Annotated in this window: 20 protein-coding genes; all 20 read right to left on the reverse strand. The window is 60.1% G+C overall.

What is annotated here, in order from left to right:
* Position 1 precedes the first annotated feature (1 nt).
* Positions 2-1,018 carry a flagellar motor switch protein FliG gene (gene fliG, locus TU73_RS08300; RefSeq protein WP_003192957.1) on the reverse strand — a complete coding sequence of 339 codons (1,017 nt, stop codon included), beginning with the start codon at positions 1,016-1,018 and terminating at the stop codon, positions 2-4.
* Positions 1,011-2,789, reverse strand: a complete 1,779-nt coding sequence (fliF, locus tag TU73_RS08305) for a flagellar basal-body MS-ring/collar protein FliF (RefSeq protein WP_057011788.1) — start codon at positions 2,787-2,789, stop codon at positions 1,011-1,013. Before fliF ends, fliG begins: the two co-directional genes overlap by 8 nt.
* Before the next feature lie 16 nt (positions 2,790-2,805).
* Positions 2,806-3,135 carry a flagellar hook-basal body complex protein FliE gene (gene fliE / locus TU73_RS08310; RefSeq protein ID WP_005790083.1) on the reverse strand — a complete coding sequence of 110 codons (330 nt, stop codon included), beginning with the start codon at positions 3,133-3,135 and terminating at the stop codon, positions 2,806-2,808.
* A gap of 130 nt (positions 3,136-3,265) precedes the next feature.
* A complete protein-coding gene (locus TU73_RS08315; RefSeq protein ID WP_057011789.1) occupies positions 3,266-4,642 on the reverse strand; it encodes a sigma-54-dependent transcriptional regulator in 1,377 nt (458 codons plus the stop codon).
* Between the two features lie 7 nt (positions 4,643-4,649).
* Positions 4,650-5,861 (reverse strand): sensor histidine kinase, encoded by a 1,212-nt coding sequence (locus TU73_RS08320; protein ID WP_057011790.1) that lies wholly within the window; start codon positions 5,859-5,861, stop codon positions 4,650-4,652.
* A 110-nt stretch (positions 5,862-5,971) separates the two neighbouring features.
* Positions 5,972-7,444 carry a sigma-54 dependent transcriptional regulator gene (locus tag TU73_RS08325; protein WP_057011791.1) on the reverse strand — a complete coding sequence of 491 codons (1,473 nt, stop codon included), beginning with the start codon at positions 7,442-7,444 and terminating at the stop codon, positions 5,972-5,974.
* Positions 7,445-7,613: 169 nt separating this feature from the next.
* The gene (gene fliT / locus TU73_RS08330) at positions 7,614-7,910 is read right to left on the reverse strand and encodes a flagellar protein FliT (RefSeq protein WP_005790088.1); all 297 of its coding nucleotides are present in this window, start codon (positions 7,908-7,910) and stop codon (positions 7,614-7,616) included.
* A 25-nt stretch (positions 7,911-7,935) separates the two neighbouring features.
* On the reverse strand, positions 7,936-8,325 hold the full coding sequence (fliS, locus tag TU73_RS08335) for a flagellar export chaperone FliS (protein ID WP_057011792.1): 390 nt from the start codon (positions 8,323-8,325) through the stop codon (positions 7,936-7,938).
* 128 nt (positions 8,326-8,453) lie between these two features.
* Positions 8,454-9,821 carry a flagellar filament capping protein FliD gene (gene fliD, locus TU73_RS08340; protein WP_057011793.1) on the reverse strand — a complete coding sequence of 456 codons (1,368 nt, stop codon included), beginning with the start codon at positions 9,819-9,821 and terminating at the stop codon, positions 8,454-8,456.
* 83 nt (positions 9,822-9,904) lie between these two features.
* Positions 9,905-10,252 (reverse strand): flagellar protein FlaG, encoded by a 348-nt coding sequence (locus TU73_RS08345; protein ID WP_057011794.1) that lies wholly within the window; start codon positions 10,250-10,252, stop codon positions 9,905-9,907.
* Between the two features lie 75 nt (positions 10,253-10,327).
* Positions 10,328-12,055 (reverse strand): flagellin N-terminal helical domain-containing protein, encoded by a 1,728-nt coding sequence (locus TU73_RS08350; protein WP_057011795.1) that lies wholly within the window; start codon positions 12,053-12,055, stop codon positions 10,328-10,330.
* Positions 12,056-12,319: 264 nt separating this feature from the next.
* Positions 12,320-13,249 (reverse strand): ketoacyl-ACP synthase III, encoded by a 930-nt coding sequence (locus TU73_RS08355; protein ID WP_057011796.1) that lies wholly within the window; start codon positions 13,247-13,249, stop codon positions 12,320-12,322.
* A gap of 276 nt (positions 13,250-13,525) precedes the next feature.
* The gene (locus TU73_RS08360) at positions 13,526-15,136 is read right to left on the reverse strand and encodes a flagellar hook-associated protein 3 (RefSeq protein WP_057011797.1); all 1,611 of its coding nucleotides are present in this window, start codon (positions 15,134-15,136) and stop codon (positions 13,526-13,528) included.
* Between the two features lie 14 nt (positions 15,137-15,150).
* Positions 15,151-17,196: a flagellar hook-associated protein FlgK gene (flgK, locus tag TU73_RS08365; protein ID WP_057011798.1), complete on the reverse strand. Its 2,046-nt coding sequence runs from the start codon at positions 17,194-17,196 to the stop codon at positions 15,151-15,153.
* A 10-nt stretch (positions 17,197-17,206) separates the two neighbouring features.
* Positions 17,207-18,472: a flagellar assembly peptidoglycan hydrolase FlgJ gene (gene flgJ, locus TU73_RS08370; RefSeq protein WP_057011799.1), complete on the reverse strand. Its 1,266-nt coding sequence runs from the start codon at positions 18,470-18,472 to the stop codon at positions 17,207-17,209.
* 4 nt (positions 18,473-18,476) lie between these two features.
* Complete coding sequence (locus tag TU73_RS08375; RefSeq protein WP_161793246.1) at positions 18,477-19,565, reverse strand: flagellar basal body P-ring protein FlgI; 1,089 nt, start codon at positions 19,563-19,565, stop codon at positions 18,477-18,479.
* Between the two features lie 27 nt (positions 19,566-19,592).
* Positions 19,593-20,288 (reverse strand): flagellar basal body L-ring protein FlgH, encoded by a 696-nt coding sequence (gene flgH, locus TU73_RS08380; protein WP_046071779.1) that lies wholly within the window; start codon positions 20,286-20,288, stop codon positions 19,593-19,595.
* A gap of 52 nt (positions 20,289-20,340) precedes the next feature.
* Positions 20,341-21,126, reverse strand: a complete 786-nt coding sequence (flgG, locus tag TU73_RS08385; protein WP_003192986.1) for a flagellar basal-body rod protein FlgG — start codon at positions 21,124-21,126, stop codon at positions 20,341-20,343.
* A 57-nt stretch (positions 21,127-21,183) separates the two neighbouring features.
* Positions 21,184-21,924, reverse strand: a complete 741-nt coding sequence (locus TU73_RS08390; protein WP_046071778.1) for a flagellar basal body rod protein FlgF — start codon at positions 21,922-21,924, stop codon at positions 21,184-21,186.
* Between the two features lie 825 nt (positions 21,925-22,749).
* Positions 22,750-24,315, reverse strand: a complete 1,566-nt coding sequence (locus TU73_RS08395) for a sigma-54-dependent transcriptional regulator (RefSeq protein WP_057011800.1) — start codon at positions 24,313-24,315, stop codon at positions 22,750-22,752.
* Positions 24,316-24,318: the final 3 nt, after the last annotated feature.

Consider the following 24,318-nt stretch of genomic DNA (forward strand, 5'->3'; position numbering starts at 1 on the left):
CTTAGATCATTTCTTCGCCGCCCTTCCCGCCGAGAACGATTTCTCCGGCTTCGGCCATACGGCGGGCAATGGTGAGGATTTCCTTCTGGGCGGTTTCCACGTCGCTGACGCGCACCGGGCCTTTGGCTTCCAGGTCGTCGCGCAACAGTTCCGAGGCCCGCTTGGACATGTTTTTGAAAATCTTCTCCTTGACGTTTTCGTCCGAACCCTTGAGGGCCAGCACCAGCACATCGGAGGACACTTCGCGCAGCAGCGCCTGGATGCCACGGTCGTCGACATCGGCAAGGTTGTTGAACACGAACATCAGGTCTTCGATCTGGCCGGACAGGGTGTCGTCGATCTCGCGGATCGAGTCCATCAACTGGCCTTCGACCGAGCTGTCGAGGAAGTTCATGATGTCGGCCGCGCGCTTGATGCCACCCAGGGTGGTGCGCGAGGCATTCGAGTTACCCGAGAATTGCTTCTCGAGAATCGTGTTGAGTTCTTTCAGCGCCGCCGGCTGCACGGTGTTCAGCGACGACACGCGCAGGATGATGTCCAGGCGCACTTTATGGTCGAAGTGGCCGAGCACCTCACCGGCCTGGTCCGGGTCCAGGTAGGCCACCACAATCGCCTGGATCTGCGGGTGCTCGTAGCGGATCACGTCAGCCACCGCACGCGGCTCCATCCATTTGAGGCTGTCCAGGCCACTGGTGTTGCCACCCAGCAGGATGCGGTCGATCAGGCCGTTGGCCTTGTCTTCGCCCAGGGCCGAGGTAAGCATCTTGCGAATGTAGCTGTCGGAGCCGACGCCCAGGCTGGTCTGGTCGCCGACGATCTCGACGAACTCACTCATCACCTGCTCGACTTGCTCGCGGTGCACATTGCGCATCTGCGCCATGGCCACGCCGACACGCTGGACCTCTTTAGGGCCCATGTGGCGCAGCACTTGGGCAGCATCGGTTTCACCCAGGGACAGCAGCAGGACTGCGGCTTTGTCGACCCGGGAGAGCTTGGCCACAGCGGCTCGATCATTCATCTGCGTTAATCCACTCTTTCACGACCTGGGCCACACGGCCCGGGTCTTCTGCCACCAGACTCTTGATTGCGTTCAACTGAGCGTCATAGCCTTCGCTCGGGCTTGGCAACAGGATGCTTTGCGGGCCGCCGAGGCTGACGCGGTCGTTGCCCAGTTCGCCGTCCAGGCCGCCCATGCCACCCAACTCGACGTCGCCACCAGCAAAAGGCGCGAGTTGTTTCTTGCCCCCGCCGGTGATGTTGTTGAGCACCGGGCGCAGCACGCCGAATACCAGCACCAGGATGAACAACACCCCCAGCACTTGCTTGACGATGTCCCAGAACCACGGCTGGGTGTAGAACGCAGGGTCGGCGATCACTTCACTGCGTTCGGCGGAGAACGGCATGTTGATCACGCTGACGCTGTCACCACGGCTGGCGTCGAAACCGACGGCGTCCTGCACCAGGCGCGTGAAGCGCGCCAATTCGTCGGCGGTCCAGGGTGCACGGGTGACGGCACCGTCAGCGGCGTTGACCTTGACCTGGTCATCGACCACTACCGACACCGACAGGCGATTGATCTTGCCCTGTTGCTGCTTGGTGTGGCTGATGGAACGGTCGAGCTCGAAGTTCTTGGTGGACTGGTTACGCTTGTCCGCCGGGTATGGCGCAAGCATCGGCTGGCCGGTAGCCGGGTCCATGATCTGCTGGCCGTTGGCATCCAGCAGCGGCTGGCCGGGCTGGATCGCGCCAGCAGTGGCAGCGGCGCCACCGGTGGTCTGCGGTGCCGAGGCGGCCGACGGTGGCTGATTGCTCAAGGCCCCCGGCACACCTTGCGGGCCATTGGCGGCGGTACGCTGCTCGCTGGTGGACTGCTCGCTGCGCAGCGCCGGCTGGTCAGGGTTGAACTGCTCGGAGGTGGACTCAACGGCGCTGAAGTCCACGTCGGCAGACACTTCCGCCTTGTAGCGGTCGTTGCCCAGCACCGGTTGCAGGATGTTGTGCACGCGCTGGGTGAGCATGCTTTCCATGCGGCGGCTGTAATCGAATTGCTTGCCGGCCTGGGTCAGCGCGGAGTTTTCCGCCATGTCGGAGAGCAGGTTGCCCTTCTGGTCGACCACGGTGATTTGCGACTTGCTCAATTCGGGGACGCTGGTGGCCACCAGGTTGACGATCGCCAGCACCTGGCCAGGCTCCAGGGAGCGGCCGGAGAACAGTTCGACCAGTACCGAGGCGCTGGGCTTGCGTTCGTCACGCACGAACACCGAGCTTTTCGGAATCGCCAGGTGCACACGGGCACCCTTGACGTTATTCAGGCTGGAGATGGTGCGCGCCAGTTCGCCTTCCAGGCCACGACGGTAGCGGGTGGCTTCCATGAACTGGCTGGTCCCCAGGCCCTGGTCCTTGTCGAGGATTTCAAAACCGATATTGCTGTCGGACGGCGTCACCCCAGCGGCGGCCAGTTTCATCCGTGCGCGGGCTACGTCATCGGCCTTGACCAGCAAGGCACCGGAGTTGGGCTCCACGGTGTAGGCGATGTCGGCGGCGGCGAGGGTTTCCATGATCTGCTTGGAATCCATGCCCGCCAGGCTGCCGTACAACGGGCGGTAATCGGGTTGCTGCGACCACAGCACCACGGCAAAACCAATCGCCACGCTGGCTGCCAGGCCGACCATCAGGCCCACCTGACGCAGCATGGTCATTTCCGAGAGGTTTTCCAGGAACGACAGGCCAAACAGCGGCGGTTTGCCGTCTGTCTTGGCGGGGAGGTTGTCGGAGACTGCTTCTGCCATGACTTAAATCTCGTCCTTAAACCGGCATCTGCATGATGTCTTGGTAAGCCTGAACCAGCTTGTTACGCACTTGAGTCAGGGCCTGGAAAGACACACTGGCCTTCTGCGAGGCGACCATCACATCGGTGAGGTCCACGCCGCTTTTACCGATCTCGAACGCAGTGGCCAGCTGGCTGGACGCCTGCTGGGTATCACTGACTTTATTGATTGCCTGGCCGAGCATGTCGGCAAAACTGCTTTGGCCCAATTCCGGTGCTGGCGCGACGGATTTCGGCTGAGCCATGGCGTCCATTTGCATGGCGCGCATATCCAACATCAACCGATTGAACTCAATACCCTGGCTCATGAACTTCTCTCTCCGACAACCCGCATTTTTTTGACGCTACGCCGCTCTTACAGGGGAGGTAGCAACAAGGGTGCCAGGTCCGTGGCGGCTCGTAAGAAAAGGCGACAAACCATGTCAGCCGAAGCATTTTTCAGGTGGCGAAAAGGTAGGCTTCCACGTCCATTCCGGCGTCGCGCATCTGCGCCAGCTTGTAGCGCAGGGTGCGCGGGCTGATGCCCAGGCGCTCGGCCGCTTCTTTGCGGCGGCCACGCTCGGCGCGCAGGGTGTCGATGATCATCTGGAATTCGCGACGGCGCAGGTCATCGCCCAGGGCACCGGCTGATTCCGCCTCGGCAACCACCGGCGTCGGCGCCAGGCTCGGCAACGGCGCCGCGCCATTACCCATGGCCAGGCAGAAGTCCTGGGGCTGGATCAGGCCGCCCTGTTGCAAAATCAGCGCGCGCTGGATCGCGTTGTCCAGTTCGCGCACGTTACCCGGCCACGGGTAGCTGACCAGGCAGGCCTGGGCCTCCGCCGACAGCCGCGCCTGGGCGTGCTTCATTTTTTTGACGTGGTTGTTCAGCAGGCGCTCGGCCAGCGGAAGAATGTCCGCCGGGCGCTCGCGCAATGGGCGCCAGGCCAGAGGAAACACCGAAAGCCGATAGAACAAGTCTTCACGGAAGCGCCCCGCCGCTACCTCGCCGGCCAGGTCGCGGTTAGTGGTGGCGACCACGCGGATATCCAGCTGGATCGGCTTGCGTGCGCCCACGCGCTCCACTTCGCGCTCCTGCAACACGCGCAGTAACTTGGCCTGCAGGCCCAGAGGCATTTCCGAGATTTCGTCGAGCAGGATGGTGCCGCCGTCGGCCTGTTCGAATTTGCCGGCCTGGGCCGCGATGGCGCCGGTGAACGAGCCCTTTTCATGGCCGAACAAGGTGGCCTCAAGCATGTTGTCAGGGATCGCCGCGCAGTTGATCGCAATGAAGGGTTGCTTGGCACGGCTGGATTGCTGGTGAATGTAACGCGCCAGCACTTCTTTACCGGTGCCGGACTCGCCGGAAATCAGCACGGTGGAATCACTGCGCGCTACCCGCGCCGCCAATTCCAGCAATTGCGCGCTGGCCGGTTCAAAGGCAATCGGCCCATCGCCCTCGCCCGCCGAAATCACGCCCAGGGCATGTCTGGCCACCAGCTCGATCAACGCCTTGGGTTCGAACGGCTTGACCAGGTAATCCGCCGCGCCCTGGCGCATGGCGTCCACCGCCCGCTCGACGGCACCGTGGGCGGTCATCAGCAGCACCGGCAGCTGCGGCTGGCGTGCGCGCAGCAGGCCGAGCAACTGGTGACCGTCCATGCCGGGCATGTTGACGTCGCTGACCACCAGGCTGAAGGTTTCCTGCTCGACTGCCTCCAAGGCTTCCTCGGCAGAGCCGACCGCACGGTAGTCATGGCCCGCCAACAGCAGCGTGTCAGCCAATGCTTCACGCAGGGCGCGATCGTCTTCCACCAATAAAACCTTGATAGCCATAATTCTTTTACTCCGCGCTTGCCGCGCTGGAAAACAGCGGCAAGGTCATCAATGCACAGGTGCCGCGCCCCAGGCGCGAATGCAGCTGCAATTGTCCCTGATGGGCCCGGGCCACCGCCTTGACCACGGTCAGGCCCAGGCCAGTACCGTTGGTCTTGGTGGTAAAAAACGGTTCGCCCAGGCGTTGCAACACCTGCGGCTCGATGCCGCTGCCGCTGTCGCTGATACACAGGCGCAGGGTTTGTTCACGGGTATAGAGGTGCACTTTCAGGCGTGCGCCCGGGCCGCTGGCCTGGGTGGCATTTTCGATCAGGTTGAGCAGCGCACCGACCAGGGTGTCGCGGTTGCACAGCAACTCGCCCTGGTGGCTGTCACACTGCCAACGCAGATTGGCGTCCTGGACATGGGTGGCCGCCGCCGCTTGCAGGGACTGCATCAGGCCGGCAGGCGTGACGCGGTCGGTCAGCGGCAATTCGCCGCGGGCAAACACCAGCATGTCGCGCACCTGGTGCTCCAATTCATGCAGGCGCTCCTTGAGGCGCCCGGCAAAGCGTTGGTGGGTGGCGGCCGGCAATTGCTCATCAGTCAAATGACTGGCGTAGATCAACGCCGCCGACAACGGCGTGCGGATCTGATGGGCCAAGGACGCGACCATCCGCCCCAGCGACGACAAGCGTTCATGGCGGGCCAACTGGTCTTGCAGGTGACGGGTTTCTGTCAGGTCGTTGAGCAGCACCAATTGGCCGGGCTCGGCGTCCAGGGAGCGGGTGGCGATAGAGAGGCGACGCCCGTCCTTGAGGGAGACTTCATGGCCGTCGTCTTCACGCGGCGCAAAGCAGCGGGTGATGACTTCACGCCACAGCTCGCCTTCCAGCGGCAGGCCGAGCAGGTCGCAGGCGGCCGGGTTGGCTTCGCGCACGCGGCCCTGGTCGTCAATGACGATCACGCCACCGGGCAGCAGGTCCAGCAGGTTTTGCAGACGGTTGGCCAGGCGCTCCTTCTCGGCCAGCTCTTGCATGCGCTGGGCGCTGACCACCGCCAGTTCGCCTTTAAGCTCGGACACCCGGGCTTCGAGCAGACTGTAGGAGTCGGTCAGTTGGCTCGACATCTGGCTGAACTGTGAGAACGCTTGCTCCAGGCCCTGGCGGGCCGGCGGTTCTACAGGCGAAACCAGCCCCTGGATGGCAGGGGCCGAAGCTAGTTGGGCGGCGTGGGGCATGATGCTCTCTCGCTTGGCTGACCGTCAGTTAAACGGAACGTTGCGAGGGTTGTAGCAATACCCGTGCCGAAAAAAATCTACCTATAAATCAGTGAGTTGAAAAACAGGCGTCAATCCTCCGCCTGTTCATCGCCTTCTTTGCGGCTCATACCGTACTTGCGCATCTTCTCCACCAGGGTGGTTCGACGGATACGCAAACGCTCAGCGGCGCGGGCGACGATGCCATGGGCGTCGTCCAGGGCCTGTTGGATCAGCCCCTGTTCCAGGTTGCCGAGGTAGTCTTTCAGGTCCAGGCCCTCGGGCGGCAACAGCGCGGTGGCACCGAAGTCCGGAGTATGGCCGTTGATCGCCACGCGCTCTTCCATGTCACTGCGCAGGCTGTCCAGTTGCTCGTCTTCATCGTCGACGTAGCGGAATTTCTTCGGCAACTCGACCACGCCGATCACACCATAGGGGTGCATGATCGCCATGCGCTCCACCAGGTTGGCCAGCTCGCGGACGTTGCCCGGCCAACCGTGGCGGCACAGGGACATGATCGCGGCGGAGTTGAAGCGAATCGAACCGCGCTTCTCATGCTCCATGCGCGAGATCAGCTCGTTCATCAGCAACGGGATGTCTTCCACGCGCTCACGCAGCGGGGCCATCTCGATAGGGAATACGTTGAGGCGGTAGTACAGGTCTTCGCGGAAGCTGCCGACCTCGATCATGCTTTCGAGGTTTTTGTGGGTGGCGGCAATGATGCGCACGTCGACACTCTGGGTCTTGTTGCTGCCCACGCGCTCGAAGGTACGCTCCTGCAGCACGCGCAGCAGCTTGACCTGCATCGGCAGCGGCATATCGCCGATTTCGTCGAGGAACAGGGTGCCGCCATTGGCCAGCTCGAAACGCCCGGCACGGCTGGTGATCGCCCCGGTAAAGGCGCCCTTCTCGTGGCCGAACAGTTCGCTTTCGAGCAGCTCTGCCGGAATCGCCCCGCAGTTGACCGGCACGAAAGGCCCGTCGCGGCGCTTGGAGTGATAGTGCAGGTTACGTGCGACCACTTCCTTGCCGGTGCCCGACTCGCCGAGGATCAGCACACTGGCGTCGGTATCGGCCACTTGCTGCATCATCTGGCGCACGTGCTGGATCGCCCGGCTGGTGCCGACGAGGCTGCGGAACAGGTTGGGTTCACGGTGACGGCCGCGCTCGCGGGCCTGGTCGTACATCTCGCGATAGACCTGGGCGCGGTGCAGGGAATCGAGCAGTTTGCTGTAGCTGGGCGGCATTTCCAGATTGGAAAGCACACGACGGCGCTGGTCTTCCGGCAGATCCACGGAAGAAATATCGCCCATCAGCAACACCGGAAGGAACTCATCCCAGGTTGACAGTGTCTTTAACAAGCCCAGAACTGCGCCAGGAGCGTTTACCGTCCCGATCAACACACAGATGACTTCACGGCTCGACGCCAACGAGCTGACCGCCTGCTGCCAATCGTGGCTGCCGCAGGGCAAATTTTCTTCACCAAGAAAATTTAAAATCACCGCTAAATCGCGGCGGCGGACGCTATCGTCATCGATCAGCAGAATTTTGGTTTCACGCCACATGCAATAGCAACTTCCCTAGTAAAACTTCCTGCCCCGGAATGAGGGCAATCAAGACGCTTGTAAGATTTCTTACTTACTAGACGTCTGAAATCTGAAAACAGCACTAGTTAAGTCAAAAATGCTGGCACAGTCAAATATATGACGCGCCGTGCCGATTAACTGCGCCCGTTCAACCGAACAGATGGTAAACCTTTGACGCATTTTTCGCTTGGTTGATCTGCGACATCTCTTCGAAAATCGCCTGGCGCTCGCCGGTCGTAACTTCCAGCAACTGCTGGTACACCACCAACAAACTTTCCAGCTTTTCGCGCAATGCGCCCTCGTCCACCGGCACTTCGCTGAGCACCTCATCAATCACCGCACGGCACCCCAGGTCCAACTCGCCGACAGCTTCCCAATTACGCTCAGCCAGCGCGCCGAGAAGGGCTTCGCGGGTTTCGTCGATGCGTTGCAGTGCATGGCTCATGATGTGTACCTCAAGGCGATCGGCCTTATTGTGGAGCGATGGCATCCCAGCCGGTCTTGACGGTGATCAGCAGGCGCGCGACTTCGTCGATCATTTCGGCGTCATTGACTTGGTTGGCCTCGACCAAACGGTTGCCCATGTAGTTGTACAAGGCATCCAGACGCTGGATCGCTTCCGGGTCTTCGGCTTTCTCCGGCTCCAGGCCATCGCGCAAGCCAGAGATGATTTCGATCGCCTTGCCGAGCATCAGGCCTTTTTGCGCAATGTCCCCGCGACTCAACGCACCCTTGGCCTGCGCCATGCGATCAAGGCCACCCTCCATCAACATCTGCACCAGGCGATGCGGGCTGGCTTCGGAGACCTGCGCATGGGCGTTGACCTTCTGGTACTGACGAAGGGCTCTCATTGGGTTCATGTTGCTACCTCGTAACTGGCGACAATCGAATCGGTTTGCTTAACCAGTTTTTCGACCGCGGCGACAAAAACTTTAATCCCCAACCATACGCCAAGGCCCTGAATCAGGGCCTGAAAGCGCGCCGTCCATCAGTTCGATTTCGGATTGTTCAGCGAGTTGAGGGTGGTCAGGATGCTAGAGCTGCTGGCGTTGATCTGCGCAATCATGGTGTCCATGGCCGTATACTTGGCGGTCAGGGATTTTTGCAAGGCGTCCATGCGCCGCGTCAGGTCGTCGGTCTCTTTGGTCAGGTCGGTCAACTTGTTGTTGAGATCGGTAGCCCGGTTTGCCAGTGTGCCACTGCTACCCACATAACTGTCGGTAGCCTTTTTCATGCGCGTTATCAAGCCAGTGTCGCCGGTGAACAACTTGGCAATATCGCCAGCGCCCTTGACCACGGCTTTATCCCATGCCTTGTCATCGAGGCTGAGCATGCCGGTTTTCTGGTCGGTGGTGATGCCCATCTGTGCCAAGCTAGTCATGGTGCCCGCACCGGAACCGCTGACCAACTCGGAGCGCAAACTGTTGATCAACTGACGCATCGACGCGTCGCCCGTCAGGGCACCTGCGGTGGTGGTGGAGGCATCGCCGGTAGCGGTGACTTTGGTCTGGGTGTTGATCGCCGTCATCAGCGTGTTGTAGGCGCTGACGAAGGACTGTACCGAGGTTTTCAGGGTATCGGTGTTGCTGGCCACGGTGATGGTGGTCGGTTTGTTGATATCAACCGTGTCCAGCAGATCAAGAGTCACGCCACTGATCGCCGAGGTGATCTTGTTGCTATTCGATGACATTTGAATGCCATCGATGGAGTACTTGGCATTGGCTGGCGCCGTGCCTTTGTCGTAGCCGACAGCCAGCTGTGAATCACCACTGAGGGTGATATCGGTGCCTTCGCCCATAGTGGTCGAGGTCAATACCAGTCGTGCGCCATTGGAGTCGCTCAGCACGTTGGCGCTGATGCCCTGGGACGAAAGCTGGGTATTGATGGACTCGCGCACCTGTTGCAGGGTCGCACCGCCGGGGATGACCACGTCGTAGCTTTTGCCCGACTGGTTGATGGTCAGCGTCTGGTCTTCGTCCGTGCTGTTGGCCTTGCCCGATGCGCCGTCGACGTTCACCGCCGTAGTGACCTTCGAGGCCGTGGCCAGGTTGGCAATTTCCAATCGGTATTTGCCACTGGAGGCGCCGTCACCCAGGGTGACTTTGACGTTTTTCTCTTCCGAAGAAGTCGCCGCCAGCCCGTTGAAGGCCGAGGCATTGTTCAACTTAGTGATCGCCGCCTGGTAGGCTTCCAACGCCGTCTTGACCGAGCCCACGGCAGACAACTGCACGGTGGTTTTCTTCTGCTCGTTGGTGATCTGAGCCTGCTTGGGTGCCTGCTCGGCACCGACCAACGCCTTGACGATAGCTTGGGTATCGTAGCCCGAACCAGGGCCGGAAATCGTTGAACTAGCCATTTGTCATTCTCCTTGTCCTGCGGCGGCCGTTTTTTTGGCGCTTAAACGCCTAGACCGCAATCAGACACATGTTTCGTGCCAACTCAAGCCTTGCTATCAAACAGCAGGCTGCTGGCATCGCTCAGGTTCTGCGCCAATTTCAGCGCGGTCTCCGATGGTATCTGTCGAATTACTTCACCACTGTCGGTGGCGATCACCTTGACCACCACTTTGCCGGTGGAGTCATCGATGGAAAAATCCAGATTGCGCTGGGAAGCCTGCACAAACTCACGTATATCGGTAACGGCCTTTTCCAGCGCCATGCGCTGCGGCTCTTCGACCTTGGCCGGCTCACTGCTGGCTGCCGGCTTTACCTGGCCCATTACTGCGCCAAGGTTGGCCTGTGCCGTGCTTGCGGGGTAAGACGGGTTCAGCTTGATGCTCATGTCCATGTCATCACCTCCAAACTGAAAAAACGGAAGGGCACGTCGTTAAACGCACCCTCCCGTTATTAACTGCTAGCGCTATTACTGAAGCAGCTTCAGAACAGACGATGGCAGTTGGTTGGCCTGGGACAGGATTGCAGTGGAAGCCTGTTGCAGGGTTTGTTGTTTGGTCAGCTCAGCGGCTTCAGAAGCGAAGTCAGCGTCTTCTACACGGCCTTTGGCAGCGGAGGAGTTCTGCGAAATGCTCTGCAGGTTGGCCACGGTGCTGGCGAAACGGTTTTGCACGGCACCCAGCTGCGAACGCTGGCTGTCGATCTGCTGCATTGCGCCGTCCAGGGCTTGGATGGCCCGCTGGGAATCAGCAGCAGAAAGGATGCTGAGGTTGGAAACGGTAGTTTCCAAAGTCACCGAGGCGGTAGTGTTAGCAGTCAAGCCCAGAGCGGTCAGACCAGTACCCGCGCTGCCGTCAGAGATAACGATGTCTTTTTTGGAGAACAGCCCCAAAGTACCGTCGGAGTTTTTGTTAGCGGTAACGCCAGTGCTCGCACTGTTGATCGAAGAAACGATAGCGTCAGTCGTGTCGCCTTTCTTGAATTTGACCTCAACACCGTTCAGGGTAATCGAAGTATCGGCACCCAACTTAGCTTGCGATGTGCCAGACGAAAGCCCCAGGGATGAGAGTGCGCCGCTGGTAACGTTCTTCAGAACAACATCGCTGCCGTCTTTAGAAGTGACTTGGATTCGGCCATCTTTACCAATGGTTGCATCACCTACGCCATCAACCAGTTTGAGACTGGTCAAAACGTCATCAATTTTAGCGCCAGCAGACCATTTCACATCTTTGCCGTTGACGTTGATGGTGCCGTCCTGACCCAGAACAGTGTTTTTGTCGCTGATGCTTGAAGCGACTTTGCCAGATGCGGCCACTGCTGTAAGACCTACAGCGGTAAGATCAGCAGCTGCACCAGTAACTTCCAAACTAGAAGTTGAATTGATAGTCAGCTTAGTAGCTGCGTCGTCCCAAGTGGCGGTAACGCCAGATATCTTCGCATCATTAATTTTCTTGGCAACAGCGTCACCTAAATCACCGGCAGCGAAGTCAACCTTAGTACCATTTACGGTGACCGAAGCCGCAGCGGCCAAGCCTGCACCTGGAACTGGCGGGGCGCTAGCTGCGTCAGTCTTCAGAGCAGCTACCGCTGCACCAGTGCCACTCGCGCCGCCCAGAACCGAACCAGTTGCAGTAGCAGTAACGCCTGCGAGAGCCTTACCATTAACGCTAGCTTCGCTGTATTCGCCCTTAAGGGCGGTGGAGCTAATATCGGTCATACCGAACGAGATAGTCTCGTTGGCGTTTGCGCCGATCTGGAACGCTACGTTGTTGAACGAACCGTCCAGCAGGTTACGACCGCCAAAGGTGGTCGTGTTAGCAATACGAGTCAGCTCGCCCACTTTAGCGGTGAATTCTTGTTGCAGGGAAACACGGTCAGCGTCGCTTTTATCACCGTTGGCCGCTTGCAGGGCGAGTTCACGCAGACGCTGCAGAGTGTTGGTGGATTCTTGCATTGCGCCTTCAGCGGTCTGGGCAATCGACACGCCGTTGTTGGCGTTGGCGATGGCAACGTTCAGGCCTTTGACCTGGTTGTTCAGACGGTTGGCGATCTGCATGCCGGCAGCGTCGTCTTTGGCGCTGTTGATTTTCAGGCCGGAGGACAGACGGTTCATCGACTGGCTCAGAGCGTCGGAAGCTTTGTTCAGGTTCTTCTGGACACCCAGGGAGGTGATGTTGGTGTTTACTGATAATGCCATGACGAAATCCTCGTTGGTTGGATACTGCGGCTTCCGGCCCTGGCGACCGCCGGGTGTGGCCTAGAGAACCTACGTAATAGTTATCGTCGTGGTAGCCGGTTGCTTGAGGACTTTTTTGATTTTTTTTAGTAGCCCCGTGCCACCCTTCGCATTTCAAGGGCTTACACCGGCACAAAGTCCCGGTTTCATTGGCTTTTCTGACGCCAATAAAAAAACGCCGATGATCGAAGGATCATCGGCGTTTTTTATGCAGCGGCTAAAACATCACGGGCGATAGAGAATCGCCGAGCCCCACGACAGGCCCACACCAAAACCACTGATGGCCACACGCTTCCAGGTGGCGTCCATCACGTGCTTTTCCAACAGCAACGGAATGCTCGACGACACGGTGTTACCGGTCTCGACCATGTCCTTGATGAACTTGTCCACCGGCGCTTCTTCAAAGCGGCGTGCCACGGCATCGACGATGGCCGCACTGCCCTGGTGGATGCAGAAGGCGTCGATGTCATCGGCCTTGAGGTCCGACTCGGCGAGCAGCTCGTGCAAATGCGCCGGCACCTTGAGCAAGGCGAAGTTGAACACCTGGCGGCCATTCATGAAGAACACGCCGTCGCTGACCTTCAGGTGCGGTGCGCCGGAGCCGTCGGTGCCGAACTTGGATTTGCCCAGCAACCAGGGTGCATCTTCGCCCATCCAGGTGGCGGTGGCGGCATCGCCGAACAGCATGGTGGTGTTGCGGTCTTCGGGGTCGACAATCTTTGAATACGGGTCGGCGGTGATCAGCAGGCCGTTTTTCAGGCCGGCGGCTTCCATGAAGCCCTTCATCGCATAGATGCCATAGACGTAGCCGGAGCAGCCCAGGGAGATATCGAAGGCCGCAACGTGGGTAGGCAGGCCCAGTTTGTCCTGGACGATGGCTGCGGTGTGGGGCAAGCCCTCTTCGTCGCCGTTCTGGGTGACGACGATCAGCGCGTCGATGGACTCGCGCTTCAATTGCGGGTTGTTGGCAAATAAAGCGTTGACCGCTTCGACACACAGGTCGGAAGTCTCCTGTGCCGCTTCCTTGCGCGGCAGGAACGCCGAACCGATCTTGCCGATGATGAACTCTTCATCCTTGGCGAATTTGGCACCCTGGGCGTAGTTATCGATCCCGTCTGCCGGCACGTAACTGGCGATGCTTTTTATGCCAATCATTATGGCTTCCCAATACTAAATAGCTGGAGAACACCCCTCGGACTACGCCGGGAGTGCTGACAATAAAGGGGATAACCCCATGAAAATCTCGCTGAAAGCCACCGCGCAATGACCCTGCGACGACTTATCCTTTTCACACGATACAGTGAAGATGCGCTTTATGACTCACAGGTCACTCAATTTTGTGTGCTTTGTGCAAAACCTTTCAACAATTAAACCCCATAAACGACAACGGCCCGCCCTGTTTCCAGAGCAGGCCGCTTGACGAAACGCCGTTTACATCTTGTTAAACAGGCTCAACTGCGAGATTTTCACAAAGGCCAGTTGCGAGGCCTGCAGCATGGTCTGCTGCAAGCTCAGGTTGATGGCGGCTTCGGCAAAGTCGACGTTGCCCAAGACGTTCATGGTGGTGGAATTGGCCAGGTCCAGACTGACGTTTTCCTTGGACTGAATGTCCAGGCCATTGAGGCGCGCGCCCAGGGAGCCCCGCGCCTGGTCGATCTGACCGTAGGCATTGGTCAGATTGCCGATGGACTTGGCCACCACGTCCTTGAGCTCCTTCTGCGCTGCCGGATTGCCGTCTGACGGGGTTTCCAGGATTTTGCGCAAATGGCTCAGGGTGTCGAGGACGTTTTCGTTCTTGTTGCTGGTGGCGCCGATCGAGAACTGGTCGCCGGCAGCTGGAGCCGGTGCGGTGGTGACATCAAAGGTCACCCCTGCCGCCGTGATCGAGGTTGCACCGGCCGCCAGGGTGCCGCTGGCGATGGATTGGCTGCCTGCCGTATAAGGCTGCGCGTACAGGTCATAAGCGCCGGCCGCACCGAACTTGACGATGACACCGGAGTTGGGAAAGGTGCTGGCGTAGGCCGCCGGGTCGCTCACCGTGCCGCCACTCAGTTGTGCCGTAGACGGATTGCTCGGGGTGCGCGATACGCTGAAGGTGTCCGGCTTGACCGAGAGGCTGAACTCCCGATCCTTGACGATGGCGTCCGCTGGCGCACCGGGCAGTATGTCTTTGCCCAGCGCGTCCTTGCCCAGGTTCAAGCCAATGTCGAACTTGACCCCGCGCAGCTTGATACTCGATCCGCCTTCCTTGGTGGCATCGAAGGTGCCGTTGCCCGGAATCTCCGAGGTAATGTCTTTGCCAGCATTGTCCGTTACTACATATTGGCTGCTGCTGGTGAACGTCAGTTTATACGGCTGGCCATCCGAAAAGCTGCTGTCGTAGTTGGAGTTAGCCGCAATCAGGCCGGCCGACACCATGACCTTTCCATCGTCGACCGCTGGCGGCACGAGGATAGGCGCCGTCTGCGTACGGCCAGTGTTCGCCGAGCTTTCCAGCATGCTTTTGGCGGTATTGCCCATGGCTACCGACAGATTTTCCGCAACCTTCAGGCTCAACGGCGTGTCATCGCCCTGGTAGCTGTAGGTGCCATCATTGTTACGGGCGTAGGGAGGCGTGTCGGTTTTGCTCCCGGAGAACATGTAATTACCACTGGAGTCCTTGGTATTGAGCAAGCCCAGGACCTGGTCTTCAATGGCGCCGATCTCCGCGGCGGTCGATTTGCGGTCAGCGTCACTGATGCCGACGTTACCCGCTTTGAGCGCCAACTCACTGGCCCTCTGAATCGCGATATTGATATTTTCCAGCACGCCGTCCTGGGTGGTCAGCGAGTTTTTCAGGGTGTCGATGTTGCCATTGAACTGCCCCAGCATGTCTTTCTGCTGTTGCAGCATCAGCAAGCGCGCCGCCGCCACCGGATCATCCGCGGCGGTCTGCACGCGTATACCGGTGGTGGCCTGGTCCTGGGCCTTGACCACACTGGAATAGTTGCTCTGGTACTTGGCAGAACTGGTCTCGAAATACTGCTGTGTAGAAATACGCATCGTCCCAGCCTCCTTTAAAGGGCATTCATCAGTGTGGTGAAGGTTTCCTGCGCAGCCTTGATGATCTGCGACGACGCGGTGTAGTACTGCTGGAACTTGATCATGTCGCCGGCTTCGTCATCCAGGTTGACCCCGGATACCGAGTTGCGCGCTTCCTTGTTGGCGCTCAGCAACGCGCCGGTGGCGGCGGTGTCGACCCCGGCCTGGCTGGCCTTGGCGCCCACTTGCGAGACCAGTTTGCTGTTGGCTCCCACCAGGCTGGTGCCGCCGTTGCCATCGCCCATGCCGACGGTCGCCTTGGTTTGCAGGTTCAGCAGCTCCTGGGCGTTGCGGCCGTCGGACTTGCCGCCACTGTTGAAGGCGAAGGTGGTGCTGTCGCCTTGTGCCGGTGAGCCGTTGACGGTGGTGTCGAACTTGAAGCTCTTGCCGGGGATCGCGGTACCGCTGGCGTCGCGCATCGGCACGTCCACGGTGATCTTGTTGCCCTGCCCCGGAATAATCGAGCCGGTGCTGATCGGGTTGCCCTTGGCATCGCTGATCGTGTAGGACTGCGTACCATCGGCGGCCGGTTTGGCAAAGACCATTTTTACCGGCATCGAGTTTTCAATACCGGCGCGCAGCTGTGCGGTGTCGGCGCCGCCATTAATATCCAGCGGCACCGTCAGGGACGGCTGGGTGAACGTACCCGTGCCACTGTTGGTATTGCTGCTGGTACCCGCCAACGGGCCGGAAAACGCCAGCTTGTTCGCATCGGTGAGCGCCACGCCAATCGCGCTGGCCCCAGTGGCAGTCGGGCTGACCTTGAAACTGTCGCCATAGGCCATCGTGCCCTTGCCATCCAATGCCAAGGTAAAGCCATCCATGGTCGGCGGCGGCGTTGAGGACATATCAAAGGTGCCCATGGCCTTGCCGTCCGAGCGCAGTACCGTGACCTTGTTGGGGTCGGTCTTGTCGTTGAAGCTCACGGTGTAGTCAAACGCGGACAACTTGCTGCTGTCCTTGATCGTCACATTCAGGTTGCCTGCCCCGGCACTGTTGCCCAATGCACCCTGGCTGCGCGAGGCAATGGCGACGGCGCTATTGATGTCTTTGAACAGCGAAACGCCAAAGTCACCATTGAGGTCCAAGCCTTGGCCCAGTTGGTTGTTGATGGTGTCTGCGGTCGCTATGGCGATACGGCCCAGGTCATTGATAGCCGGCATCAAGGCATCACTGCGATAACGCAACAGACCGCCGATGCTGCCGCCGCTGATCACGCCACCCAAGTCCATGGGGGTGCCGTTGGTATTCAACTGGATGGTGTACTGGCTGTTATCGGTTTTGCTCGGCACTGCGGAAATCGTATTGGAGATCCCGCCTTCTACCAAGGACTGGCCGGTGCCGGTGGTCACGCTGAACTGGCCGTTCTTCTCGGTGGCCGTTACGCCGATCAGCTCATTGAGCGAGCGTACTGCCTCGTTACGCGAGTCCAGCAGGTTGGCCGGCGCATTGCCCGAGGCGCCTTGCACCTGGGTGATCTGCTTGTTGAGCGAGGCAATCGAGGCAGTCAATTGATTGACCTGCTCACTCATGCTGCTCAGTTGGTTGTTGATGGTCTCTTTCTGCTGGGTCAATTGCGTCGAAATCGAGTTGAAACGACTGCTCAGGGTCTGGGCGTTGGTCACCAGCAGTTGCCGCGCAGAAAGATCACTGGGGTTGGACGCCGCGGTCTGCAGGGTGGCGAAGAACGAACTGAGCACCGAGGACAAACCGGTGGTCTTGTCCGACAACACTTTATCGACGGCGCTCACTTGGTCCAGGTACGCCTTGGCATCGTTATTCAGTGCCGTGCTGTTCTGGTAGGCGGTGTCGAGGTATTCGTTGTACACCCGGCGCACGTCAGCCAGGGTGGTACCGGTGCCGATGAACACACCGCCGAACGGGTTCGACGCGTTAGTATTCTGCGTGGTCTGCTGACGCGAGTACCCTGGGGTATTAACGTTGGCGATGTTATTACTCAAGACCGACAGCGATCCTTGAGCGGCGTTGAGCCCTGACATCCCGATACTGAGCAAACTCATGGTTCAGACCTTATAAATGTGTGGTTGCGCCAGCGGCAGCGTAGTTCTGGTAACTGTTCATATTTTTTGCGATCTGCGAAATCTTGCTGGCGTAAGCCGGATCGGTTGCATAACCGGCTTTTTGCAACTCGCGTACAAACTGTTCCGGGTTATCGGCTGATTTCACGACTTCTTTATAGCGATCATGGCTTTGCAACAGAGTCACGAGGTCGTGGAAGCTGTCTTGGTAGGAGCTGTAGGAACGGAACTGCGCCGTTTCCTTGACCATCGCGCCATCGCGAAACTCACTGGTGATCGCCCGGGCCTGGCCACCCTGCCAACTCTGGCCGGCCTTGATGCCGAACAGGTTGTGGCTGCTGCTGCCGTCCTCGGCGCGCATCACCGATTTGCCCCAGCCGGTTTCCAGTGCGGCCTGGGCCACCAGGTATTTGGGATCGATACCGATACGCGCGGCGGCCGCCTTGGCCATCGGCAGCATGGTGGCGACGAATTCGTCCTGGGAGCTGAAGGCTTTTTTCGCCGGCGCCAGCGGTGGCTGGGCAATGGCGCGGCCATAGACCTGCATTTGTCCGCTTGGCACGGCAAAGCTGCGGGCGGCGCTGCTGACCACATTGTCGTCGGCGGCGCTGTTGCGCAGGGGCGCGCTTTTGGCTTCGGCAGTGACCGGGACGCTCGGCACGATGCCGGCCAGCAGGCGGTCGGCCAGTTTGCTTGGCAAGGCGATACGGCGCTGGTTCATCAGCTCCATGTCGTTGGTGTGCGCACTGGCGCCTTCAGGGACCGCCACGCGATACGCCCATAAAGGCCGCTGGCCATTGGAGCGGCCCAGCGGCCCGTCGGCCTGGGTACCGGCGCCAATCTCGGTCGGCACATCGACTTTCTTCACCGGTACATCCGCCGCCGGGCCTTGCAAGGTGGCGGCCTGGGCCTGCACCGGCTTGTTCTTCTGCATCTGGCGCATCAGCACGTCGGCCAGGCCGATACCGCCGCCTTCGCGGGACATCGAGACCGCCAGTTGCTGGTCGTACATTTCCTGATACTGCTTGGCCGCCGGGGTGTTCAGCGGGTTGTCCTTGCCCAGGGCGTCGGTGGCCGAGCGCATGGACTTGAGCATCTCGTTGAGGAACAGCGACTCGAACTCCTGCGCCACCTTGCGCATATTGCCTTCGCTGTTCTTGTCGGCGCCGACCTTGAGCTGGTTAAGCCGGTTCAAGTCGGAGTAAGACCCCGAGTCCGCCGTGCTGCTGATGCCGCTTTTGCGCATATCCATGGCCATGGCCTCAGATCACAATGAGGTCGGCTTGCAAGGCGCCGGCCTGTTTCAAAGCTTCAAGGATCGCCATCAAGTCGCCGGGCGCTGCGCCCACCTGGTTCACCGCGCGGACAATTTCGTCCAGGGTGGTGCCGGGGCCGAACTTGAACATCGGCTTGGCTTCTTGCTGGGCATTGACCCGCGAGCGCGGGACCACGGCGGTCTGGCCGTTGGACAGCGGCCCCGGCTGGCTGACGATCGGGTCTTCGGTGATGGTCACCGTCAGGCTGCCGTGGGTCACCGCTGCCGGCGAAACCTTGACGTTCTGGCCGATCACGATAGTGCCTGTACGCGAATTGATAATGACTTTTGCCACAGCCTGACCGGGGTCGACCTCAAGGTTCTCCAGGATCGACAGGTAGTCCACGCGCTGGCTTGGGTCCAACGGCGCGGTGACGCGGATCGAGCCGCCGTCGATGGCCTGGGCCACGCCCGGGCCGAGCATGTCGTTGATTTTGTCGACTACGCGCTTGGCGGTGGTGAAGTCGGAACGGTTGAGGTTCAGGGTCAGGCTATTGCCCTGATTGAAACCGCTCGGCACGGTGCGTTCAACCGAGGCGCCACCGGGGATGCGCCCGGCCGACGGTACGTTGACGGTGATCTTCGAACCATCGCGGCCTTCGGCGTCAAACCCGCCCACCACCAGGTTGCCCTGGGCGATGGCGTAGACGTTACCGTCGATACCTTTAAGCGGCGTCATCAGCAAAGTGCCGCCGCGCAGGCTTTTGGAGTTGCCCATGGACGAAACGGTGATATCCACCACCTGGCCCGGCTTGGCGAACGGCGGCAAGTCGGCACTGATCGACACGGCGGCGACGTTCTTCAACTGGACGTTGCCCGAGCCTGGCGGCACCTTGATGCCGAACTGCGAGAGCATGTTGTTGAAGGTCTGCAGGGTGAACGGCGTCTGGGTGGTCTGGTCACCCGTGCCGTTGAGCCCCACCACCAGGCCATAGCCGATCAACTGGTTGGAACGCACGCCGGAAATACTGGCGATGTCCTTCAGGCGTTCGGCCTGGGCCACAGCGCTTAAGGCCAGCAAGAGTGCCGTCGCCATCAGCTGTTTGAAGTTCAAAGTGGCCACCTAGAAAGGGAACAGCGGGCTAAGGAAGAACCGGTCGAACCAGCCCGGCTGACTGGCATCAGCAAACGAACCCGTACCCGAGTAGGTGATGCGTGCATCGGCAATCCGCGTCGAAGGCACGGTATTGTCGGTGGAAATATCATCGGCGCGGACCATCCCGGCAATGCGCACCAGCTCGTCGCCGGTGTTGAGGGTCATCCACTTCTCACCGCGTATGGCAATGATGCCGTTGGGCAATACGTCGGCCACGGTCACGGTGATCGAACCGGTCAGGCTGTTGCCCTGCCCCGCCGCACTCTTGCCGTTGGTGGCGCGGTCGCCGCTGTAGCCGGCATCCAGGCTCAGGTCACCGCCGCCCAGGGGGTTGTTGGTGCTGAGGCCACCCCCGAACAACGAGGTCAGGCCGATGCTCGCCTTGCTGTTCTTGCCGATCTGCGAGTTGGCGTTCTTGCTGGCCTGGGTCTTCTCGTTGAGGGTGATGGTAATGATGTCACCGACCCGAAACGCCTTGCGGTCGCTGTACAGGTTCTGTTCGAAACCGGCCTGGTAGATCGAGCCATTGTTGGCCGCCGCCGGCAATGGCGTGCGCGGCAACACCGGCGCGTAGTACGGGTCATTGGGCTTTGGCGTCGGGGCCACACACCCCGCGAGCACGGCGATCCCACTCAATGCCAAAACGGAAACATAGCGATTCATGACCCTTACCTCATGGTGTTGCAGGCGCTTCTTGAAAGCGCCCCAGACTGGATTACAGATTCTGCGTAACGAACGAAAGCATCTGGTCGGCGGTGGAAATCACCTTGGAGTTCATCTCGTAGGCGCGCTGGGTGGTGATCATGTTGACCATCTCCTCAACGGTGCTGACGTTGGAGGTTTCCAGGGTGCTTTGCAGGGTGGTGCCGAAACCGTTCAGGCCAGGGGTGCCGATTTGCGGCGCGCCGCTGGACGCGGTTTCCAGGAACAGGTTGTTGCCCATCGCCTGCAGGCCGGCCGGGTTGATGAAGTCGGCGGTTTGCAGGTTACCGATCACTTGCGACGCCGGGTTGCCGGCCACGGTGATCGACACGGTACCGTCGTTGCCCACGGTAAAGGTCTTGGCATCCGGTGGTACTACCACGGCAGGTTCCAGGGCGAAACCGTTGGCGGTGACGATCTGGCCATTGGAGTCCAGGTGGAAAGTACCGTCACGGGTATAGGAGGTGGTGCCATCCGGTTGCAACACCTGGAAGAAGCCACGGCCGTTGATGGCCATGTCCAGCGGTTGTCCGGTTTGCTGCAGGTTACCGGCGCTGAAGTTTTTCTGGGTGCCGACGATCTGCACACCGGTACCCAGCTGCAGGCCCGAAGGCAATTCGCTGTCCTGGGTCGACTGGGCGCCTGGCTGCTTCTTGATCTGATAGAGCAGGTCCTGGAACTCGGCGCGATCACGTTTGAAGCCCGTGGTCGAGACGTTCGCCAGGTTGTTGGAAATGGTGGTCAGGTTGGTGTCCTGGGCGGACAGGCCTGTCTTGGCAACCCATAGAGCCGGAAGCATGCTGTTCTCCTTCGTGCGCCTGTTTGTTGGCGCCGTGCGACGAAATTAATTAGGGGCCTAGCTCATTTGCATGACGCGAGTCATGGCCTGGTCGTCTTCTTTAGCGCTGTTCATCATCTTGATGTGCAGCTCGAACTGCTTGGAAAGCGCCAGCACCGCGGTCATTTCCTCTACCGCGTTGACGTTGCTCGCCTGCAGGAAGCCCGAGGTCAGGGTGACGTTCGCGTCGGCCTGGGCCGGCTGGCCATCCCTGGTGTGGATGGTGCCGTCCAGGCCCTTGGTCATGTTCTTGAGGTCGGGCTGGACCAGCTTGATGCGGTCTACTTCCGCCATCACCCGTGGGCCTTCGCCCATGGCGCGAATGCTGATGGTGCCGTCTGCACCCACTTCGATTTTCTGCTGGGGTGGCACGGCAATCGGGCCGCCGTTGCCCATGATCGGCATACCGTTGCCGGCACGCAGCACGCCCAGGGCATCCACATTCATGCTGGCGCTGCGCACGTAGGCTTCGCCGCCATCCGGGGTTTGCACGGCCATCCAGCCGTCGCCGCTGACGGCTACATCCAGGTCACGACCGGTTTCGATCATCGCCCCCGGAGAGAAATCAGTGGCCGGCCGCTCGGTCATGGCAAATGCCCGCGCCGGAAAGCTGTCACCGAACACCGGCATCGAACGCGCCTGCTCCAAGTCACGCTGGAAGCCGTTGGTGGAAATGTTCGCCAGATTGTTGGCATGGGCCTTCTGCGCCAGTGCGTTCTGACTGGCGCCGGTCATTGCCACATAAAGGTATTTGTCCACGCTCTATCCTCTTTCTGACGGACGCTTGCCGTCCACCGCTGTACTAATGAGGCTTAAGCAATTTGCGAACCAACTTTTAAAAAGAGGCTGAAGTCCAGGCGCGACGGGGGTTTCGTGGAGGTATCTGAAATCGGAAGGGAAGAAACAGTCGAAAAAACGGCGGACTACTGCCGCCTGCGGCAAACACCGGCCTTAAATCCGGTAGAGATCAAAGGTGGGAGCTGGCTTGCCTGCGATAGCGGTTGGGCAGGCACTGATATGCCAACTGACAGTGCGCTATCGCAGCATGGGTATCTACACAACTTTGGTACGCCGCTGCTCCTATGCAAGGGTGCTTGCTGCCTGGCAGCTTATAGCTATCTAACTGATGCACCGCGATCCAAATGTGGGAGGGGGCTTGCCCCCGATGGCGGCCTGACAGCCGACCAGGATGTTGGATCAGACTGAGTACATATCCGTTATTTAGGTAACGGCCACTTAGGGTTCCGCCCTTACGGCGGCTCACTTTTGAACAGCGCAAAAGTAAGCAAAACGCTCTTACCCCACCACTCGGCACCTCGCTTGGGCTCGGTGTGCCCGTAATCCGACAGGGATTTGGGGAGCCGCCGCCACGCGCCATCCATGGCGCGGGGCGGCTAAACCGGCATCCCTGCCGGTTTACCCCCCAAATCCCTGTCGAATTCCGGCCAGCGTGGTTTAACGGGGCGCCTAAGATCAAAAGCAGATCAAGAGCGGCTCGCTTCGCATCGTGGTTACGGTTGGGTCGGCTGATATAAAGTTGTGTAGATACCTATGGCTATCGCAGGCAAGCCAGCTCCCACCGTTTTAACTGCGATCGGCCTTGAGCACTTCGTAATCGCGCAGCTTGTTGGCGATGGTGGTGTGCGACACCCCCAGGCGCTTGCCCAACTGGCGACTGCTCGGGTGTTCGGCGTACAGGCTTTCCAACACCGCCCTCTCAAAGCGCCCGACGATATCCTCCAGGCTACCCTCCAGAGAAAAATCGCCCAGCGGCTGGCGCACGCCATAATCCGGCAAGCGAATATGCTCAACCTTGACCGTGCCGCCCTCACACAAAGACACCGCCTGGAACAGCACGTTTTCCAGTTGCCGCACGTTGCCCGGCCAGTGGTAGTGGCTGAGTTTGTCCATGGCCGCAGGGGCCAGCTTGGGCAGTGGGCAACCGATCTGCCGGCTGGCCTGGTCGAGAAAGTGCTCGACCAACGGCGCGAGGCCATCCAGGCATTCGCGCAACGGCGGGATATGCAACGACAGCACATTGAGCCGGTGATAAAGATCCTGGCGAAATTCACCTCGGGCGCAGAGTTCCGACAAGTCCACCTGAGTGGCGCAGATCACGCGCACATCCAGGTACACCTCTTCGTCACTGCCGACCCGGCGAAAGCAGCCGTCCTGCAGGAAGCGCAACAACTTCACCTGCAAACGGGCGCTCATTTCCCCCACCCCATCGAGGAACAAGGTGCCGCCCGCAGTCAGCTCCAGCAGCCCGAGCTTGCCTTCCGCCCGCGCGCCTTCAAAAGCGCCGGGGCCGTAGCCGAATAGTTCGGTCTCGGCCATCGACTCGGGCAACCCTGCACAGTTGAGCGCCATCAGCGGTGATTGCCCACGGGGGCTGGCCAAGTGGCAGGCACGGGCCAGCAACTCTTTACCGGTGCCGGTTTCACCTTCTATTAATAGAGGCGCATCCAGTGGCGCCATGCGCCGCGCTTCGCGGACCACCGCGGCCATGACCTTGGAGCTCTGGAAGATACTGTCGAAACCGCGCAGCTCTTGCTTGCGCACGTTATAGATACGCTCACCGACGCGGTCGGCGCGATGCAAGGTGAGCACCGCGCCGGCCATGGCTTCGCTGTCATCGTGTTCGGAAGATTGCAGCGGCGCGATATCCGCCAGGAACACGTCCCCCTTGACCTTGACCCGCAGCCCATTGATGCGCGATTTGCTGGCGCGTACCAACTCCGGCAAGTCGAAATCCTCAGCGTAGCGCGACAACGGAATGCCCGGCACTTCGTCCACCCGCACGCCGAGCAACTGCGCCGCTGCACGGTTGGCGGCCACGATGGAGCCGCCCATATCGATGGACAACACTGGAAACTCCAGGGCGCCGAGCAGCGCATTGAGTTCCATATGCCGCCGCTCGCTGGGCATCAGCCCCACTCGCTTGACGCCGAACACGCCGCCAATCGCTTCGAACTGCGGGCGTAGTGCCTGGAACTGCATGTTCACCAGGTTCGGGCAGAACAGGTAGATGGCATTGCCATGCTCACCGCCGACCTCGCCCTTGGCGACGTTGACGCCGTATTCCACCAGCAGGTTGAGGATGTCCCGCAGGATGCCGATGCGGTTCTGGCAATGCACTTTGATACGCATGAA

The organism is Pseudomonas libanensis, from assembly GCF_001439685.1.
Lineage (GTDB): Bacteria > Pseudomonadota > Gammaproteobacteria > Pseudomonadales > Pseudomonadaceae > Aquipseudomonas > Aquipseudomonas libanensis.